Annotated in this window: 12 protein-coding genes; 7 read left to right on the top strand and 5 right to left on the bottom strand. The window is 38.9% G+C overall.

What is annotated here, in order from left to right; all coding sequences use genetic code 11:
* Window positions 1-348 precede the first annotated feature (348 nt).
* Complete coding sequence (locus AC1M9P_RS04780; protein ID WP_035265788.1) at window positions 349-999, top strand: response regulator; 651 nt, start codon at window positions 349-351, stop codon at window positions 997-999.
* Between the two features lie 61 nt (window positions 1,000-1,060).
* On the opposite strand, the gene AC1M9P_RS04775 is transcribed toward AC1M9P_RS04780, so the two are convergent.
* Window positions 1,061-1,828 (bottom strand): hypothetical protein, encoded by a 768-nt coding sequence (locus tag AC1M9P_RS04775; RefSeq protein WP_481586859.1) that lies wholly within the window; start codon window positions 1,826-1,828, stop codon window positions 1,061-1,063.
* Between the two features lie 425 nt (window positions 1,829-2,253).
* On the bottom strand, window positions 2,254-5,745 hold the full coding sequence (locus tag AC1M9P_RS04770; RefSeq protein ID WP_481586858.1) for a hybrid sensor histidine kinase/response regulator: 3,492 nt from the start codon (window positions 5,743-5,745) through the stop codon (window positions 2,254-2,256).
* 183 nt (window positions 5,746-5,928) lie between these two features.
* Between AC1M9P_RS04770 and AC1M9P_RS04765 the strand changes: the two genes are divergently transcribed.
* From AC1M9P_RS04765 to AC1M9P_RS04750, 4 genes are all read left to right on the top strand, one after another.
* Window positions 5,929-6,261 carry a DUF485 domain-containing protein gene (locus AC1M9P_RS04765; RefSeq protein ID WP_035265779.1) on the top strand — a complete coding sequence of 111 codons (333 nt, stop codon included), beginning with the start codon at window positions 5,929-5,931 and terminating at the stop codon, window positions 6,259-6,261.
* A gap of 1 nt (window position 6,262) precedes the next feature.
* Window positions 6,263-7,969 carry a cation acetate symporter gene (locus AC1M9P_RS04760; protein WP_180028478.1) on the top strand — a complete coding sequence of 569 codons (1,707 nt, stop codon included), beginning with the start codon at window positions 6,263-6,265 and terminating at the stop codon, window positions 7,967-7,969.
* A gap of 137 nt (window positions 7,970-8,106) precedes the next feature.
* Complete coding sequence (locus AC1M9P_RS04755) at window positions 8,107-8,796, top strand: ion channel (protein ID WP_481586857.1); 690 nt, start codon at window positions 8,107-8,109, stop codon at window positions 8,794-8,796.
* A 226-nt stretch (window positions 8,797-9,022) separates the two neighbouring features.
* The gene (locus tag AC1M9P_RS04750; protein WP_481586856.1) at window positions 9,023-10,993 is read left to right on the top strand and encodes a BCCT family transporter; all 1,971 of its coding nucleotides are present in this window, start codon (window positions 9,023-9,025) and stop codon (window positions 10,991-10,993) included.
* Window positions 10,994-11,056: 63 nt separating this feature from the next.
* Here the strand turns inward: AC1M9P_RS04750 and omp33-36 are convergent, their stop codons facing one another.
* Complete coding sequence (gene omp33-36 / locus AC1M9P_RS04745; protein WP_035265773.1) at window positions 11,057-12,004, bottom strand: porin Omp33-36; 948 nt, start codon at window positions 12,002-12,004, stop codon at window positions 11,057-11,059.
* A gap of 820 nt (window positions 12,005-12,824) precedes the next feature.
* Between omp33-36 and blaOXA the strand changes: the two genes are divergently transcribed.
* Together blaOXA and AC1M9P_RS04735 are read left to right on the top strand one after the other, a co-directional pair.
* On the top strand, window positions 12,825-13,718 hold the full coding sequence (gene blaOXA, locus AC1M9P_RS04740; RefSeq protein ID WP_481586855.1) for a class D beta-lactamase: 894 nt from the start codon (window positions 12,825-12,827) through the stop codon (window positions 13,716-13,718).
* Between the two features lie 488 nt (window positions 13,719-14,206).
* Entirely contained in the window at window positions 14,207-15,913 is a 1,707-nt protein-coding gene (locus tag AC1M9P_RS04735; RefSeq protein WP_481586854.1) for a GGDEF domain-containing protein, read from the top strand.
* A gap of 191 nt (window positions 15,914-16,104) precedes the next feature.
* Here the strand turns inward: AC1M9P_RS04735 and AC1M9P_RS04730 are convergent, their stop codons facing one another.
* Both AC1M9P_RS04730 and uvrA read right to left on the bottom strand, forming a co-directional pair.
* Entirely contained in the window at window positions 16,105-16,950 is an 846-nt protein-coding gene (locus AC1M9P_RS04730; RefSeq protein ID WP_481586853.1) for an AbiJ-NTD4 domain-containing protein, read from the bottom strand.
* Window positions 16,951-17,051: 101 nt separating this feature from the next.
* Window positions 17,052-19,883 carry an excinuclease ABC subunit UvrA gene (uvrA, locus tag AC1M9P_RS04725; protein WP_481586852.1) on the bottom strand — a complete coding sequence of 944 codons (2,832 nt, stop codon included), beginning with the start codon at window positions 19,881-19,883 and terminating at the stop codon, window positions 17,052-17,054.
* Window positions 19,884-20,040: the final 157 nt, after the last annotated feature.

The raw sequence follows: 20,040 nt of genomic DNA, 5'->3' as shown, positions 1-20,040 counted from the left end.
CTCGGATGCACTATTTATGTGGATTTATGCTTATTCTGTAAAATAAGCAAAATAAGAATAAATATCATTTTTGCGTATATGGCGATAATTAAATCTTTTTGAGATACAAATAAGTGATAAATAACTGAATAAACGTATATTTATGATTATGAATAAGCTATTTCAATATTTGAATAAATTTTATATTTAAAAGTGATGTGCTTATCGAATTTTCAAAATTACATAAAAAAATCGCGTTTGTAAGATTTAGCCCGACATTTTCTGCAAAAATTCGTTAATATTTATATATCCTTAACAGCTATAGCACAGTTAGTATATTGATTGTGTTTGAGATCTCTCGCCTCGCTTATGAATATTTTAATCGTTGATGATCATCCACTGTTTCGTCATGCTTTAATTCAAGCAGTTCGTTACAGCTTACCGCAAGCCCAAATCCATGAAACAGCTGCTGTTAATGAATTTTATGAACGTTTAGAAAAAGGTCCTGAACCAGATTTAGTACTTTTAGATTTGAATCTTCCAGGTGCATCAGGCTTCTCAGCGTTGGTGCATGTGCGTGCACAGTATCCATCGTTACCAATTATTGTCGTATCGGCGCATGAAGAAGTTTCAATTATTCAACGCTCGATTGCACATGGTGCAATGGGCTATATTCCAAAATCAGCGCATCCAAGTCACATTGGTGAAGCGATTCGTCAGGTATTAGAAGGGGATATGTGGTTACCGCCAAATCTGCCTGCGAATTTAAACTTTGATCCACGTGCTGCAGATGAAACAGCTTTAGCAGAACGTATTCAATCTCTAACACCACAACAATTCCGAGTGTTAATGATGGTTGCGGAAGGTTTGTTGAATAAACAGATCGCATACGAACTTGATGTTTCTGAAGCAACGATTAAAGCGCATGTGACCGCGATTTTCCGTAAATTAGGCGTTCAAAATCGTACTCAGGCTGTATTAGCGATTAATGCATTAAACATCGAAGAAAAACGTGTTTAATTGATTCTTAGATTTGAAAAAAAGACCTAATCAAAGGTCTTTTTTTCGATGCGTATCTACTTTAGGCTAAACAGTCCTGTTTAGGTGTCAACTCATTACAATATAGAGGATTGAGTGCACATTGAAGTTCATCAATTTGATCTTGTGTTACATAGCCCTTGCGTTTTAAATATTCTGCAACGCGATCATCTCTAAGACTTAAAAAAGCGGCATCATAAACTTTCAAATCAACAAAGAGTGCAGCCGTTTCAAGCCCATTAAAACGATCTAAAAACACCTCATTGCCATACATGAGAAAAATATGATCGAAATCTGCATGTGCATCGATGCCTAATTTTTCTGCGAGTGCAAGCGGCGGTGTTTTGATAAAGAGTAAATCTGAAATTTCATCAAACTGCGTGGTATCAAGCGTATTTTCACCAGTTTTCACTTTACCAAGCCAAGCTTTAAATACCAAAACGGCACCACCACGCAACAACATACTCCACACTTGATGACGCGTATGTTCATCTAAATCTCGGCATTCTGATGCTAAACGTTGAATAAGTTGATTTTCTTGTTGTGCCAATTTATCAAATAAACCTAAGCCTTGAGGGTGATAAGCTGCTGGTGTAAATACATCAAATTTTAATTGTTCAAAAACCTGTAAAGCCAAAGGTACTGCAGTTTGGTAAATCTGTTCCAAGGCACGTACATGTACATTTTTTAAGGATGTAGATGGAAAAATTTCTTGCCACTTGATTTCAGGCAAAATTGCATTGGCACCATATTGGCGATGAAATTCGTGATTACGATCTAAACCATGTGGCATAGCTTCTGAAATGTTCATTGCAAGACTCCATTTGATACTTTTATTCTCGAGAAAATTTGAGGCACTTTGATTGCTTTAATCGAAAGAAGATGTGCTGATGGCTAGATTTAGAATTATGTTGATTGCAATAAGAATAAGACTAAAGTATTAATTTTTATTTGATGAGTAAATTTGTCATCTAAAAACATGATGTTAGTAAACTTGTAACTATTTGTTTTAAATGATATTTCAACTTTTGATGTGTTTTGCCATAGAAAATCGGACTTTGATTTTTTTGGTCAATTGCCAATGCTCTTTTTAGCTTTATTTTGTTCTCTTTTGCCACCTCTAAAGCTGAGATCTGCCAATCATTGTAAAGTACGGTGTGAATATGTATAAAAATCACCCAGCTTTTCGTGGAAAAACTGGGTGATGAATGTATCAAAATGTGACTATTTCGAATCTTATTTTGAAATTTTTAAACCTGATAACCATGAACGTAGAGAGGCAGGTTTGAGAGGTTTTTTCAATAGGACAATATTCAGCTCTTTGAGTCTTTGCGGAAGCTCAGGATCTGAATCAGCTGTAATCAATGCCACAGGCACATTTTCTTGACGATGTTCTACAATAAAATCTAATCCTATTTTATTTGAATTCAGGTGTTGATCGACCAACCAAACTTGAATGTTCTCTTGTTGAATAATCTCAAGCGCTTGTTCAGGTTCTGTGGCTTTAAACACTTGATAACCCCATTTAGTAAGCAAAGTTGCCATGCCTTCTAAAATAGTTTCATCATTGTCTAAACATAAAATTTTATACGCTGCAGATTTTAATGGTGTGGCTTGAACTGGTGCGGTCACAACCTTTGGTGCATCGATGAGTGGGACTTCAATCATAAAACATGAACCCTTACCCAACTCGGAATACACATGCACAGGATAACCCAACATGCTGGTCATTCTCTGAACGATGGCGAGTCCAAGACCTAAACCTTGTTCACCCCATGGCGAGGTATGTCCACAACGTTCAAACTCTTGGAAGAGTTTAATACGTTGTTGTTCAGCAATCCCTGGACCAGTATCCCAAACACCAATACGAATATGGTTTGCTCTTTCTGCTGAACGTAACACCCCAACAATTACACGACCTTTTGCTGTGTATCTTAGGGCATTACTGACAAAGTTTTGAATAATACGGCGAATCCATTGAGGATCTGTATCAATCCAGAATTTCACGTCATGCACTCGGAAGGAGATCGCTCGTTGTGCTGCAATTGATTTAAATTGTAGTTCTAAGTCACTCAATAGGTCATGTAATGGATAGGCTTGTCGTTTAGGTTGTATTGTTCCACCTTCTAAACGTGCAATGTCTAATAATGCAGAAAGCATACTCTCTGCACCATGTAAGGCACGATCGAGTTGCTGTAGCGTTTTAGCATCTTCTTCATTTTGAATGCTTTGTTCTAATGCCGTACTGAATAACCGTGCAGCGTGCATAGGTTGAAGTAAATCATGACTTGCTGCAGCAATGAATCGACTTTTTGACATATTGGCTTTGTCAGCTTGTTCACGTGCCAATTGTTGTTCTGCCAAGGCATTGGCAAGTTGTTGAGTGCGATCTTGAACGCGTCCTTCAAGTAGTGCTTCAGTTTCTCGGAATGCCGTAATATCAGCAAATGTCGTCACGAAGCCACCGCCTTCGATTGGATTTCCTCGCATTTGGATAACACGACCATCTTTACGAATACGTTCAAACTCATGAGCGCTACCTACTTTCATCCAATGAATACGTTTACGTACGTGCTCTTCAACGGAACCAGGTCCACATTCACCGCGCTCTGCGTTGTATCGGATCAAGTCTGCAATCGGGCAGCCCACATATACCAAATCTTTTGGATAATCGAATAAAACGAGATATTGATTATTCCATGCGACTAAACACATGTTTTCATCGACAACACTTACCCCTTGGGTCATGTGGTCGATCATGGTCATAATTAGATTTTGGTTAAAGCGTTGCCATTGTGATGCTTGGTCTAGAATATTAGCGACCTGTCCAAGTGCTAATCCATTGTTAACCATGGCTGTAGTGAGTAGGGTACGTGCCGATGCAGCTCCAATTGTGCCAGCAAGATATTGTTCAGTGAAACGCCACCACATCCCATTGGCACTGCTGTTTTCGTTTAATATCACATTATTGGATAAGCAGAATTGATTAAACGCATGCATGGTCGGACCTTCACCCGTAATCCGTTTGGCAAGCGTGATCAGGTCACCCACTTTTAATCGTGCGACATCATGATGTAAATAATTAACTTCATTTGAGGTTTGTTGCGTTTGTAGGGGTTTAGTTTCGTAATAGAAGAAACTTTCTGCCTGTATTTGCTCAGCAATACTTGGACGATAAATTCGTGAGATCCAGATGTAGAGCACGATATTTAAGCCAAGTGACCAAATTACACCATGTGTTAATGGCGCAAATGATTCAAAACCAAGTAATGCTTCAGGCTTTAATAAGTCAAATCCCAGAGGACCAAACATTAGAAACGAATAAGTAAATTGATAATATTCATCTGGTAAACTTCTTAAAATTGTTGGTAAGAGCAGTGTGTAACTCCACATCACAAAACCAACGATGAGACCTGCATAGACCCCTTGCTTACTTCCACCACGCCAGTACAACCCCCCAATAAGTGCAGGTGCAAACTGTGCAACAGCACTAAATGCCAAAAGACCAAATACTGACAGCTGATCAATGTCATTAAAGAAATGGAAGAACAAGAATCCAAGTAGCATGACCGCCAAAATACATACGCGACGTGTGAATTTCAGCATTCGAGGTAAACGCTTGTCATGACGAGAAATCCAACCCAAGCGCCATAGCGCAGGCATAATCAAGTCGTTACTGAGCATGATTGAGAGTGCGACTGAAGAGACTAAAAGCATACCAGTTGAAGCCGAAAATCCTCCAAGGAATGCTAAGAGCGTCAGCCATTCTTGGTTATAGCTCAAAGGCAGTGACAGCACGGCAACATCAGGGACTGCCATGTATTCTGGTGCAGCATGAAGTGCCCAACTTGCAATCGGAATAATCGCGACAACGGTTAAAATGATGTAAGCGGCAAACCATCTGCGCGCACCACGAATATGTTTTTCATCACGTAATTCAACTACAGCAACATGAAACTGGCGTGGCAAACATATAATCGCTAATGCTGCTAAAAGTGTTTGAATCCAAAAGGTATCTGGCACGCCCATCAGTTGAATTTCATGGAAGGTTTTGGATACGTCTGCGGAAACTTGAATGAGGTTTTCGGGGCGTTCAAATAAAAAGAAAAAAGCGACACAGAGGAGTGCAAATAATTTAACAAAGGATTCAAAAGCGACTGCCAGCATTAAACCACCATGCTGTTCGGTGTTGGCAATCTGACGTGTACCAAACATCATAGCCAAAATTGCGAGAACCCCTGTAAGTGCAAGAACACCATTGGTGGTCAGATTCATCACTTCTGAATCTTGTTGCAACATCACGGATGCACTGAGTGCAATGGCTCTCAGTTGTAAGGCAAGATAAGGAATGATGGCGATCACGGCTAAAATGGTGACGAGTGAGGCGAGAGGTCCGCTTTTGCCATAACGTGCTGCCACAAAGTCAGCAATTGAGGAAATAGCATGGTGCTGACGTACCCGACCTAAGCGACGCCAAATATCATAACCAAACCAGACAAACAGAAGTGGGCCTAAGTAGATTGGAAGGAAAATGATCCCTTCACGAACAGCAGCACCCGTTGCACCGTAGAATGTCCAAGACGAACAGTACACGCCTAAGGTCAAACTAAACAATAACATGCGTCCACGTGGGCTGAGCCGACTGGCATGTTTTTCACCAAAAAAGGCGCAAATAAAAAGGATGAGGATGTAGAGGGCGAGTACCCCAATAATCAACCAACTGTTCATAGGACTTACACTTGAGAATCTCGTGTAATGATAACGCATCCATGAACTGTCACGTTCAAATTGATCAAAATTTAGCGACCAAAGTCTAAATTACAACCAATGCAAAATCTTGCTAATTTAAAAATCGGAATAATTTAAATAAAAAAAATGACCTACGGTTGGGTCTCATATGGAGTCTTGTTTATGGATGAGAGACAAGTAGAGCAAATTCTACAGAATCCCAAGTTCAAAGAAATGGTCAAAAAGAAAAGCACACTGAGCTGGACATTGACAGGCATTATGCTGTTTGTCTACGTTGGTTTTATGCTTTTAGTTGGCTATAACAAAGAATTTTTATTGTCATCGCTTTCAGGTGGTGTAACCACTTGGGGTATCCCTCTAGGATTAGGCATCATCGTGCTGTCTTTCTTGTTATGTGGTGTGTATTCGTACATTGCCAACAATAAGCTCGATCAATTAAACGAAGAAGCTATGCGCGAAGTTGAAGCCATCACTCACGAGAAGGGACTACACTAAGATGAAATGGAATTCTTTACTCACATTTGCAGGGACTGCAATGTTATCTGGATTGGCATTCGCAGGTCCTGATTTAGGTGCAGCAGAACAACAAGCAACAAATTGGCCTGCGATTATCATGTTCTTGATTTTCGTCGGTGCAACGCTGGGGATTACCAAATGGGCAGCTAAACAAACCACGAACACCAAAGATTTCTATACCGCAGGCGGTGGAATTTCTGGTTTCCAAAATGGTTTAGCCATTGCTGGTGACTATATGTCCGCAGCATCGTTCCTTGGTATTTCTGCGATGGTTTTCCTGTCAGGTTTCGATGGCTTACTCTATTCACTTGGTTTCATGGTAGGTTGGCCTATCGTACTTTTCTTGATAGCAGAGCGTTTGCGTAACTTGGGTAAATACAATTTATCTGACGTTGTATCATTCCGTTTACAAGAAAAACCTGTACGCACACTGGCAGCGTTAAGCTCTCTTGTTGTTGTTGCATTCTACTTGATTGCCCAAATGGTCGGCGCTGGTCAGTTGATCAAGCTTCTGTTTGGCTTGAACTATAACATTGCTGTCGTCATCGTCGGTCTGCTCATGATGGCATACGTTATGTTTGGCGGTATGTTAGCGACAACATGGGTGCAAATCATTAAGGCAGTGATGTTGTTGTCAGGTGCTACCTTCATGGCATTTATGGTGATGAAAGGCGTTGGCTTTAGCTTCACCAATATGTTCGAGCAATCGATTCAAGTCTTCTCTAAAGTACATGATTTAACCTTAGATGATGCAACCAAAATCATGGGACCAGGTAGTCTGGCATCAAACCCAATTGATGCGATTTCTCTTGGTTTAGCATTGATGTTTGGTACAGCTGGTTTACCACATATCCTCATGCGTTTCTTCACAGTAAAAGATGCGAAAGAAGCACGTAAATCAGTTGTTGTTGCAACAGGCTTTATCGGTTACTTCTATCTTTTAACTTTCATCATTGGTTTCGGTGCGATTCTCTATGTATCGAACAACCCACAATTCCTTGATATTGCGAAAATGGCAGTAACTGGCAAGCTAGAGCTTGTTGGTGGTAATAACATGGCTGCGGTTCACTTGTCTGATGCTTTAGGCGGTGACTTGTTCATGGGCTTCATTTCAGCGGTTGCATTTGCCACGATTCTCGCAGTTGTTGCAGGTTTAACGTTGTCAGGTGCTTCAGCAATTTCACATGACTTATATGCGAACGTATTGAAAAAAGGACAAACTACACCTGAATCTGAACTTCGTATGTCTAAAATCGCGACTTTAGGTCTTGCGATCTTTGCGATGATCTTGGGTATCTTGTTCGAGAAACAAAACGTTGCCTTCATGGTAGGTTTAGCATTCTCTGTTGCTGCATGTGCAAACTTCCCAGTGCTTGTACTTTCAATGTTCTGGAAAGGTTTAACAACGCGTGGTGCAGTTGCCGGTGGTGTTGTTGGATTAGTTTTAGCGGTTGTACTCATCGTACTTTCTAAAGCAGTTTGGGTAGATACGCTTGGTATTTCTGATACACCAATTAATCCATATAACGGTCCTGCATTATTTGCGATGCCTTTAGCATTCTTCTTCTGCTGGTTGTTCTCTGTGACAGACAATTCTGCACAAGCGCAAGCAGAACGTAAAGCATTTGATGCACAGTTTGTACGTTCACAAACAGGTATTGGTATTTCTGGTGCGTCAGACCACTAAACCATACTGATCATGATAAAAAGCCCCTTTAAGGGGCTTTTTTTCTTTACCAAATTTCTATTTTAAATGACATACAAGTCATCAACTGTCCGCTATGCTTTCATTCAAACAAAACAATAAAAATAGTTGGAGTTGAGATGAGTTTAATATGCCGCGTGATACGTGATCTCGTACGTTTACCATCCGCGTGTCTACTGATTTTACAGCTGCTGATTTTATTCCTCGCAGTGATATCAAGTCATGATTTGGCTTATCGCTCCATGACTTGGATTCTCGGCGCTTTAGTCCTTCTTATTATTGCTAAAGTCATCAAAATGACCCCAATTTTTAGTGCTGTAGGTTTATTTGGGGTATTAGGAGCTCTCATTTTTTCTTTCTTGATTCTGATTGGATATCATCAAGCCTATATTCAAATTACAGCGCATGTATTTGAAGTTATCGCGTATACGACAGCGGCTTATGGTTTGGTTCGATATATGTTCGAAGACCGCTATTTGACCAAAGATGAATTATTTGCGGCAGCGGCTGTTTTTACTTTAATTGCATGGAGCTTCGCATTTTTGTATAGCATCTGCCAGCTATATGACCCACTGAGTTTTAGCATAACGCCTGAACAATCTGTTCAACATAGTTGGTTAGATTTGTTGTTTCTCAGTTTTAGTATTCAGTCGGCAACAGGTCTTTCAGATATTATGCCCTTGAGTCCGCTGGCGAGACTGATTGCCATGATTCAAATGTTTAGTGGAGTCATGTATCTGGCTTTGATTGTTTCGCGCTTAATTGCACTGCAATACATTGCTCATTTGCCAAAGCATCAGGATGATTAAAACAGAACGTTACATCTTGCTAACGGCATTCATCTGCAAAATCATGAATAATAAGTACTTAGATCAAAAAACAGTCTCCGATGCTCTATATTGAGTCGATTTTTCTATTCCGTCTTTGATGAAACTAACTCGGCTTTGTATGAGGTTGAGGATAAATGATCTCATTTCATATAGCGTTTTATCCAGTTTGAAGCGTTTCACCGAAAAATAAATATATAGGGGAATTATGTCTTCTCAGCATCCTTCATGGTATTCAAATGTGAATCCACGTGTTTTTATCAGCACGGTACTCATTATTTTTGTATTTTTGGCCACTGTGGTGTTATCTCCTCATGGTTTTGAATTGGTTACTCAGCAACTGAACCAATGGATTACGGATTCTTTTAGTTGGTTCTATGTTTTAGCAGTTGCCATATTTCTGATCGTGCTGGCTTATATCGCAATTTCTGACTACGGCAAAATCAGGCTCGGTCCAGATCATAGCCAACCGAGTTACAGTAATGGCTCTTGGTTTGCAATGCTCTTTACCGCAGGTATGGGGATTGGCTTGATGTTTTTTGGGGTAGCAGAACCTGTAATGCATTATGTCTCTCCGCCAGTCGGTGATGGAGAAACGGTTTTGGCAGCGCAGCAAGCGATGCGAGTGACTTTCTTCCACTGGGGACTTCATGCATGGGGAATCTATGCATTGATTGGATTGTCTTTGGCGTATTTTGCTTATCGACATCAATTGCCTTTAAAAGTACGTTCCGCGCTTTATCCGATCATTGGAAAAAAAATTCATGGTCCCATGGGGGATGCCGTAGACACATTTGCCACGATTGGAACAGTATTTGGTGTGGCGACAACGTTGGGTTTTGGTGTAACGCAAATTAACTCAGGCTTGAATTATTTATTTGATGTTCCTCAATCAGCAAGTACTCAAGTGATACTGATCATTATCGTCAGCTCATTGGCATCATTGTCCGTTTTTCTAGGTTTAGAAAAAGGAATTAAACGGTTGTCTGAGTTGAATTTGGTATTGGCAATAAGTTTATTGCTCTTTGTATTCTTCGCGAGTTCTACCATTTATCTTTTGCAAACCACAATTCAGAACATGGGTCAGTATGTTTCTAATCTCTTTACCATGACATTTAATTTATATGCTTATCAACCGAATGGTTGGATTGGTGGTTGGACGATTATGTATTGGGCATGGTGGATATCATGGTCACCATTTGTCGGGATGTTTATCGCACGTGTGTCACATGGAAGAACCATTCGAGAGTTTATTGTTGGGGTTATGTTGATTCCTACTGGATTTACACTCATTTGGATGGGCTTTATGGGGAATGCTGCACTCTTCAGTATTATGCAAGAAGGCAATCAAGCACTCATGCTAGCAGTACAGAAGGATTCTTCCGTTGCATTGTTCGAATTTTTAAATAGCTTACCATTCGCTTCAATGATGAGTGTGGTAGCAACATCGCTGGTTATTTTATTCTTTGTCACTTCAGCGGATTCAGGTGCATTAGTTACAGACTATTTGACGGCTAAAGGTGAAGGTTCTCCGACATGGCAACGACTTTTTTGGACGGTGCTTATGGCGGTATTGGCAATTGTATTATTATTGGTCGGTGGACTTGGTGCTTTACAATCTGCGACCATCATGAGTGCGTTGCCATTCTCCGTCATTATGCTTTTTATTTGTTGGGGATTACTCAAAGCCTTAAAAGTAGATTTAATTAAAATGAATGCTCTGCAAGAGGCGAGAATTACACCTCGAGCAATTCATCAACCACGGAGTTGGCAAAAACGCTTAGGATTGATTATGCACTATCCTCATTCTAAGGAAGAGGTTGATGTATTTATTGAATCTCAAGTATCTCAAGCATTAGAGCAAGTTCAGAAAGAGTTCAAAAGAAGACAGTTTAAGGTTAGTGTAAATCGATTGGGTGAAGGAATAGAGTTGAGGGTAGATCATCATGACGAGTTGAATTTCGTATATCAAGTGATGTCACAAAGAACAACGCCACCGAGCTTTATGCCAGATACAATGGTGAATGAGCAGGATCATTATCAGGCGGAAGTGTTTTTAAGAGAGGGTGGACAGGCCTATGATGTAATGGACTGGACACAAGAAGACTTAATTCAAGATGTCATTGATCAATACGAAAGACATTTACATTTCTTAAGTGTAATTCGTAGCCCTGAGTAAATAGTGAATGATTAAAAAAGGACGCATTATGCGTCCTTTTTTGATTCTGTATCTAATAATTTATTAGAAACGGAATTTAGCATTTAAGCCAACAGTTTCAGTATCACGACTAGAACCATTTTCAGCGTTAGCATTTACATAACTTGCACCAACAGCTACAGCTGGAGTGATGAAGTAGTTTACGTTAGCACCGATAGCTGAGCTTGGAGTGTCATTAAAGCTTGATTCAGTATAAGAAACGCCTGCGCTTAACTGTGGATTGAAGTAAAGGTCAGATTTTAATTGGTAAAGTGTATCTTCACCGTATACTAAACCAGCTTCAAAGCCAACAGACATATTTGTATCAGTGATGCCGCCTACATATTTAGTACGAGCTGTGATCGCATCTTGATCTTCAGCAATAGTACCTGTTTCAAGTGCTGAGAATACGCTGCCGTTGTTGATTGCTTTAAAGACATCAAAAGAGTATTGATCAGCAACGCTTGTATAACCTACAGCAACTAAGAAGTTTGGAAGTAACATTGCACCAAGTTCTAAAGCATAACGATCGCCGTTACCATCTGCTAATTTAGCAACTTGTGGGTGGTTTAATGGGTTGTTTGCAGTGAAGTCATTTTTAGCATCAGTTTTTGAATGGCTATATGACGCGCTTGCATATAAAGGAATAAGTTTAGTTGGGATGTAAGCTTCAGCTTTAGCACCGTAGTTATGTTGTTCTGCTTTAACTTCTTCATTAATACCGTAAGCAGGTACTTTAACATCAGCAGAATATTCACCGAAGTTATAAGCAACAGAAACATTAGATGCTTGATTTAAGAAAGCCGCTTCAGCTAAAGGACCTTTAGTTGAGTCAACATTCTTGAAGTAATAAGTACCTTGTACAGAACCAGTGTAGTTATCATTGTTTAATGAGTCATCAAAGTACTCAGCAGCCCCTTGTACTTCAACTTGATACGCGTGTGCCCCAGTCATTGCTACTAATAAAGCAGTGGCTAAACTAATTTTTTTCATAATAGTTACCAAATAAATGTCGAATGAATATGCAGTAAATATTGTATTGTAACAATGTATTAAGTCAATGATCTTTAAGGTAAAACTATGCTGGTCTAAATTTATTTTGTGTGTTATGTCTTGATACAAGAAGATTAAGAACATGAATTTTTGAACATTTTATTCAAAAATAACAATGTGATAAGGAGATTTTCAAGGTCGGTTAAGCTTAAAAAATTGCATCGAAATTATACAAAAAAAAGATTATTAAAATCGGATAAAACGTATAAAGAAAATGTTAATTTACATGAAATTTAAGATTTTCGTTTAATTTTAACTCATTTGAAAATAAATAATGTGACTTTTTTCACCTACTTGGCAGTAAAGTGTTAGGTCGATTCGGAATTTCAAAGGGTTACGATGTTTGCAATTTAAGTTAATTTTCACATAATTACATGCTCGTTAACTAAGTTTTTTTTTATATTTAAATAAATTGAGTTTTACCTTTTAGATTTACTAAATATTATAGTTGTTATTTCTCTTATATACCCAGCTTTCTCCAAAGCTGGATTTTTTTAACTTATATTTATTTGCACCATTATAGTGCATAATTGGGTGTATTCTTTATCAATAATGAGCAAAAAAAAACCTAGTTTTCATAGAAAACTAGGTTTTTTCGCCAAAACTTGAGGGAAATACAGAAATTCTGCTGAGGTATATTTCTATCTCGCCCTAATGTGGGGCATTATGCACCAGCATATTGCACATGTAAATATTATTTTTAAAAAAAGTGTTAAAAATAGACAAAAAAATTGGAAATAATCTGTCAAAATTGAATTAAATGCATTGGTCAAATTGGAACATTGAATTGAAAGGAATCTACGTTGTTGCACTTGTTTTAACGTCTGTTTTTTTATCTGCCTGCCAGGCCTTAGATCATATTAATCCGAGAACAAAAGCATACGATTTAAAAGACGATTCAATGCTGAATAGCAGTGAATCAAAGAATCAGCATCATATTGAGACCCTATTTAATCAGCAAAATATTCAAGGTGTATTTCTCACCTATGATGGCAAACACGTTAAAACTTACGGTTCTGATCGAACAAGAGCAAAAGAAAATTTTATCCCTGCATCCACTTTTAAAATAGTGAATGCTTTGATTGGATTAGAACATCATAAATCAACTCGGTATGAAGTGTTTAAATGGGATGGAAATAAGCGTTCATATGATAGTTGGCAACGTGATTTTACGCTTGGTGAAGCCTTACAAGCATCTGTTGTACCTGTGTATCAAGCCTTAGCACACCGTATTGGACCAACATTGATGCAACAGGAATTAAGTCGAATTCAGTATGGAAATACAAAAGTCGGGGATGAGATAGATCAATTTTGGTTAAAAGGTCCTTTAGAGATTACACCTGATCAACAAGTTAAATTTGTTTATAGATTGGCACAGTTGTCATTGCCCTTTCGTAGAGATGTACAACAAGATGTAAGAGACATGATGTATGTCGAATCACGTGGTGCGAATAAGCTATATGCCAAAAGTGGTTGGGGAATGGATATTGAGCCTCAGGTGGGCTGGTATGTGGGTTTTGTAGAACAAGCCAGCGGTCAAGTCACTGCCTTTGCATTAAATTTAGAAATGAAAAATGGTGATAAAATTCAGCAACGAAAGGAAATCACTTTAGATATTTTAGATCGACTTGGTTTATTTCATTATTTACGTTAAAAGTCATATAAAAGATAAAAAAAACCCAGCCGATTGGGATGGCTGGGCTGAAAAAGGATGTTCTGTATGTGGGAGAAACATCCGAGGGTAGAACAAAATTCATTAAGCAAATCTGATATGAATCAGTGTCTTTGCAATGTAAGCATTATGGTTTAAAGGATGAGGTTTGTATAATGATTAAAAATTATGCGCATGATCTATTTTTTCGATGCTGATTAAGTGATCAAAATAATCATCTGATTTTAATTCAAAAAAAGTAAATACTGCCAAATATGTCACTTGTATATTGGTGGAAAAATAATTTAAATATTGAACAAAAAAAATTTACGGCATTACAATAGTGTGATATTTATCACATTGTTTCTTAAATAAAAACTTGTGCTTTAAGTGCTTTTTAAGCATGGTTATATTGTAAAATATAACTAAGTTCAAAGAAATTTTATAAATCTCACCGCTTTATACGGTCTTTTATTTTAGAGGTAGTTTGGATGTTAAAATCACATTCCGAACAAATTGGTCGCCGCCTATTTGTGTTCGTGATGATTATCGTCTTATCTATCCTCTGTATTTCAATCCCATTGGTCATTAGCCATTATCGCGAATATCAGAAATCACAAACAGCATTGATTGAAATAGAAAATCTTCGTGCCGTTGCTGCTCTAGCGAACCGTATTTCACGCGAGCGTGGCCCTGCGAACATGGCAATGTCGAGTTCACAAGAAGAGTTTGAAAAAAATAAACAAGCGCTTATTGAGTATCGCGCGGGAGTAGATGAACAAATTAAGGTCTCGATTCATCGATTAGATCAGTCTGGATATGATGGGTTAGAAGAGTACGTCGCTCAATACCTAAATCCAAAATTAGCGGAAGGTCGCAAACAAGTCGATCACTATATTTCGTTGCCATTTGCAGAGCGTACGCCTGAAGCTTTAGATCAAGCTATTCTTACAATGTTTAATGCGTGGGATAGCAGCCATGATTTACTGAAAAAACTGGTAATGCAGTCTAAAAGTAAAGACAGTTCGATGGGGCATTATTACACCATGATTTTGGTGTTAGCAGATTTGCGTGATCAGGCTGGACGTGTTGCTTCAAATGTAACTGCACATGTGACATTTCAGCAGCCGTTACCAAGTGACAATATTGCACGCGCATTACAAACGCAAAAACAAGTTCGCTATTTGTGGGATTTAGTGAATACCATCCAACCCGAACGCCATCGTACAGCTGAATTCGCTCGCTTACACCAAGAAGTGAAAACTCAGTTTATTGATCAAGGTTTACCTATCATCATGCGATTAATTGATGAAAGCCGAAAGGGACAACCTTATTTTTTATCAGGGACTGAATTAAGTGTAGCTGTATCTGGTAAATTCTTAACAGTTATCGATTTACAAGACTATTTGCTAAATAAGAGCGTTGAAATCGCAAAGTCAGAAAAAGACGCGAATCAACTGAACTTCCTACTCACTTTGATTGTCTCTTTAATTTCACTATTGGCTGCTTTATTTACGATGATCTATGTTCAACGTAAAGTTATTTCGCCGCTTATCATGGTGAGAGATAAATTAGTTGAATTGTCGTATGCCAATGCTTTGGTCGATAGTCATTTTATTGAAGATCAGCAGAAGCAAGTACATTCATTACACGAAGCGATGCAAAAACTTCAGAAAATGTTGCATCAACGTGATGAGTTTGAATTTGAATTAAAGAATATTGCCAATACTGATAAATTAACAGGTGTTTCAAATCGTTTTGCTCTAGAAGCTTATACCAAACTTATGGAAGCTCAGCCCAATAAGTTTACCCAAACGTGTTTGATGATTGTAGATATTGATTATTTTAAACAGGTTAATGATCAATATGGTCATGTTGCAGGGGATCAAGTCATTCAGCAGGTGGCAAATTGTTTAAGTCATAATGTTCGATCAACTGATTTAGTCGTTCGCTTTGGTGGGGATGAGTTTTTGGTGTTGATTGAAAATTTAGACTTAGCGCATGGGTTACGTGCTGCAGAAAAGATGCGTAAGAGTATTGGTGATTTACAATTTACAGATGAGCAAGGTCAATCATTTACGGTTTCGATCAGTGTGGGTGTCGCTGTCGGCGCTGATTCTTGGAAAGCCTTATTTGCTAAGGCAGACCAAGCATTATTTAGAGCGAAAGCACAGGGGCGTAATACGGTTTCAAGCTAAGATTATGTGAATATTGGCGGTAGTTACGTCCTCAATTGTCAGTTAGGTTTTTTATTAAATTTGCGTAGGAGTTTCCTACTTTTGAAAGAAAAAAAGTAGGCAAAATGCTTTTGTTTGATTGAGGACACATCCTTATATTCCAATCAAACGAGCGACATCCATGTCGCTTGTCATATCATTAAATTTCAGTTTTAATCTTTGGTTTTCTCAATTAAATAGTTAATAAAGTTGGTGCACGCAACGAGCATAAATTTAGCGTCGATATAGGTTAGATTAGATTCTTCTAACATTGCATGGCGAATACCATCGCTATCGGATGTATAGCCATAAAGTTGGCTTAAACTTCCTTTAAGTGCAGGGTGTAAACCGAATTGATCTTCAATAATTTTAAGTGCTTTTCCTAAAGTGGCTTTATCGTCTTTTGTAACAGTCTTGCAAATAGATTCGACCGCACTAATCGATTCTTTAATCGAGTTTCTGTAGTCAGGATTTTGGCGGTCGGACATAAGTGTTAGAGCTTGATTTAAATGTTGTTGAACACCTGAAAATGGATTTGAATTTTCTAAGGCTTCTTCGATAGATTGGATTTCTTCTTCTGATGTGATTTCGGTAATTTGATTGGCAACTAATCTATATACTGACTGCTCGGATTCTAGAACTACGTTAATTTCTTTTATAAATTTTCTGATATCAAAAACAGTTTTGTAATCAACATAGATAGAATTTTTTTGATTTTTTATGATGAATTCTATTAAATCATAAAATTTAAACCATTCACCTGCAAATAAGTGTTTCTTTATGAAAGCATTAAATTGTATAGGGGGAAGTATTTCATCAATCGGAATTTTAAAGAAGTTTTTGCATAGTTCTACTCTTAAAGGGGAAAAATGTTTAGCAATATTGTCATAAGATAAATCTTGAGAAAAAATATGCTCATAAAGTAAAGACCATAATTTATTTCTTAAACTTTCATCAATACTCTCTTTTTGAATAGTTTCTCGAACACTTTTATAACCATATCTTTCTGAAAACAGCATTGTTTCCCCTAATAAAAAAACGGTGAATTAATCACCGTTTTAGCATAAAATTTATTATTTAAAAATCCTCCCCCTCTTTGTTAAAGAGGCGTTAGGGGAGATTATTTCAACATCGGCTTTAAGAATCTCGCCGTATGCGAAACCTTATTTTTCGCTACTTCTTCAGGCGTACCTTCAGCAATAATCATACCGCCACCAGCACCACCTTCAGGACCTAAGTCCACAATCCAGTCGGCAGTTTTAATCACATCTAAGTTATGCTCAATCACCACAATGGTATTACCTTTATTGCGTAGCTCATGAAGAATATCCAAAAGTTTCGCAATATCGTGGAAATGTAAACCTGTGGTTGGCTCATCAAGCACATACAGTGTTTTACCTGTATCACGCTTCGCCAACTCACGTGCAAGTTTCACACGCTGTGCTTCACCACCTGAAAGCGTGGTTGCCGACTGACCTAAACGGATATAGCCCAAACCAACTTGATGTAAAGTTTCTAAACGACGATGAATGACAGGAATCGCATCAAAGAAATGCATGGCGTCTTCAACCGTCATCTCTAATACGTCAGAAATGTTTTTGCCTTTATAGCCGACTTCCAATGTTTCACGGTTATAACGCTTGCCGTGGCAGGCATCGCATGGCACATACATATCCGGTAAGAAATGCATCGCAACTTTAATCATACCGTCGCCTTCACAGGCTTCACAGCGACCACCTTTCACGTTAAATGAGAAACGACCCGCGGCATAACCACGCGCTTTGGCTTCTGGGGTTTGAGCAAAGAGTTCACGAATTGGCGTAAACAAACCTGTATAAGTTGCAGGGTTTGAGCGCGGTGTACGTCCAATTGGGCTTTGGTCAATATCCACGACTTTATCGAGGAATTGTAAGCCATCAATCGAATCAAATTTTTCTGCCGTTAACGTCGTTGCACCATTCAATTGTGTTGCTGCAAGTGGCAATAAAGTACGGTTAATTAAAGTCGATTTACCTGAACCCGATACACCCGTCACACAGGTCATCACACCTAAAGGAATGGTGAGATCAACATTCTTTAAGTTGTGACCACATGCACCCATCAATTTAATTTGCTCATCAGGTTTTGGCGGTTGCACACGCATTTTTGGCACTTCAATTTTTAACTTACCTGACAAGTATTTACCAGTCAGAGAGTCTTCATTGGCTGCCAATTCATCGTACGTTCCTTCAGCAATAACATGACCGCCATGGACACCTGCACCCGGACCAATATCAATAATATGATCAGCTGCGCGAATGGCATCTTCATCATGCTCTACCACTAAAACGGTATTGCCGAGATCACGTAACCGAACCAAAGTCTCCAGCAAACGGTCATTATCACGTTGATGCAAACCAATCGATGGCTCATCAAGCACGTACATGACGCCCATAAGACCTGCACCAATTTGCGAAGCCAAACGGATACGCTGTGCTTCACCACCTGATAAGGTTTCGGCTGAACGAGATAGACTTAAATAGTTCAAGCCGACTGATACAAGGAAGTGCAAACGCTCACGAATTTCTTTAAAAATCTTATCGGCAATTTCACCTTTGGCGCCTTCAAGATTGAGATCTTGATAATAGCTTTCAGCATCGCCAATCGACATTTTGGTGATTTCGGCAATGGTTTTGTCTTTGACACGCACATGACGTGAAATTTCATTGAGACGTGAACCGCCACAAGCGTCACACGCAGCATTAGATAAGTATTGTGCTAAATCATCACGCACATAGTTTGATTCAGTTTCACGGTAACGACGTTCTAAATGTGGTAAAACTCCTTCGAAAGCCATCACACGGTTATGACGGCGACCACGTTCATCGATATAGCTTAAGTCAATTTTTTCTTTGCCTGTACCGTAAAGGAATTTCTTTTTGGTATCCGCATCAAGTTCATTCCACGGCGTATCAAGAGAGAAGTCGAAGTGTGCAGCGACTTTTTCAATCATGCTGTAATAGTATGGACGCTGACGATCCCAACCACGAATTGCCCCTTGGCTAATGCTGACTTCAGGGTTTGGAATGAGTTTGTCAGAACTAAAATGGCTGCGTGTCCCTAAACCATCACAGACTGGGCAAGCACCAAATGGGTTGTTAAAAGAAAACAGACGAGGTTCTAATTCGGCAACGGCACGGTCACATTCAGGACATGAGTGTTTTGCTGAAAACACACGATCAGATTGCTCGCCTTTCATCCATGACAAAATAGCAATATCACCACCTAAACGCAGTGCGGTTTCAAAACTTTCTGCAATACGGTTGCCTAAGTCATCGCGGACTTTAAAACGGTCGACAACGACTTCAATGGTATGTTTTTTCTTCTTATCCAGTTCAGGCGGTGGATCAATTTCCATGATTTCACCGTCTACACGTGCACGGACGAAACCTTGGCTTTGTAATTGCTCAAATAAATTGGTGTATTCACCTTTGCGCTCACGTACAACAGGAGCAAGTAACAATAAAGCCGTACCTTCTTCAAGTGCTTTAACCGCATCAACCATTTCCGACACGGTTTGTGCCACCATCGGCAAGTCATGCTCAGGGCAGTAGGGTGTACCCACTCGAGCATACAACAAACGTAAATAGTCATAAATTTCAGTAATCGTACCGACCGTTGAACGTGGGTTATGACTGGTTGATTTCTGCTCGATGGCAATAGCTGGGCTTAAACCTTCAATCGAATCGACTTCAGGTTTTTCCATTTGTGACAGGAATTGGCGTGCATAGGCAGATAAAGATTCAACATAGCGACGTTGACCTTCTGCATATAAGGTGTCGAAAGCCAGTGAAGATTTACCTGAACCTGAAAGTCCCGTAATCACCACGAATTTATCGCGTGGAATATCAAGGTTCACATTTTTTAAGTTATGGGTGCGTGCGCCTCGAATACGGATATGACTTTGGCTCATAAAACATCTCGAAAATATGCTGAGTGAAGGTGATATATGATAGCGATTTAATTTTGTTCAAGCACAAATGAAAAATAAAACACGACAAATTATGTCGGTAAAATTTCATTGAACAGCAAAAGTCCAATGTAAAGTGCTTTGAGAGCTCCTGCAATCT

This window comes from Acinetobacter sp. 25-47-122 (assembly GCF_056779695.1).
This window is presented reverse-complemented; position numbering and strand designations above follow the sequence as displayed.

Excerpts from the sequence above, each read along its gene's own strand:
- AC1M9P_RS04730 (WP_481586853.1), bottom strand. The coding sequence starts at position 16,950 with ATGCTGTTTTCAGAAAGATATGGTTATAAAAGTGTTCGAGAAACTATT.
- AC1M9P_RS04750 (WP_481586856.1), top strand. The coding sequence starts at position 9,023 with ATGTCTTCTCAGCATCCTTCATGGTATTCAAATGTGAATCCACGTGTT.
- omp33-36 (WP_035265773.1), bottom strand. The coding sequence starts at position 12,004 with ATGAAAAAAATTAGTTTAGCCACTGCTTTATTAGTAGCAATGACTGGG.
- AC1M9P_RS04765 (WP_035265779.1), top strand. The coding sequence starts at position 5,929 with ATGGATGAGAGACAAGTAGAGCAAATTCTACAGAATCCCAAGTTCAAA.
- AC1M9P_RS04760 (WP_180028478.1), top strand. The coding sequence starts at position 6,263 with ATGAAATGGAATTCTTTACTCACATTTGCAGGGACTGCAATGTTATCT.
- uvrA (WP_481586852.1), bottom strand. The coding sequence starts at position 19,883 with ATGAGCCAAAGTCATATCCGTATTCGAGGCGCACGCACCCATAACTTA.
- blaOXA (WP_481586855.1), top strand. The coding sequence starts at position 12,825 with ATGCATTGGTCAAATTGGAACATTGAATTGAAAGGAATCTACGTTGTT.
- AC1M9P_RS04735 (WP_481586854.1), top strand. The coding sequence starts at position 14,207 with ATGTTAAAATCACATTCCGAACAAATTGGTCGCCGCCTATTTGTGTTC.
- AC1M9P_RS04770 (WP_481586858.1), bottom strand. The coding sequence starts at position 5,745 with ATGAACAGTTGGTTGATTATTGGGGTACTCGCCCTCTACATCCTCATC.
- AC1M9P_RS04780 (WP_035265788.1), top strand. The coding sequence starts at position 349 with ATGAATATTTTAATCGTTGATGATCATCCACTGTTTCGTCATGCTTTA.
- AC1M9P_RS04775 (WP_481586859.1), bottom strand. The coding sequence starts at position 1,828 with ATGAACATTTCAGAAGCTATGCCACATGGTTTAGATCGTAATCACGAA.
- AC1M9P_RS04755 (WP_481586857.1), top strand. The coding sequence starts at position 8,107 with ATGAGTTTAATATGCCGCGTGATACGTGATCTCGTACGTTTACCATCC.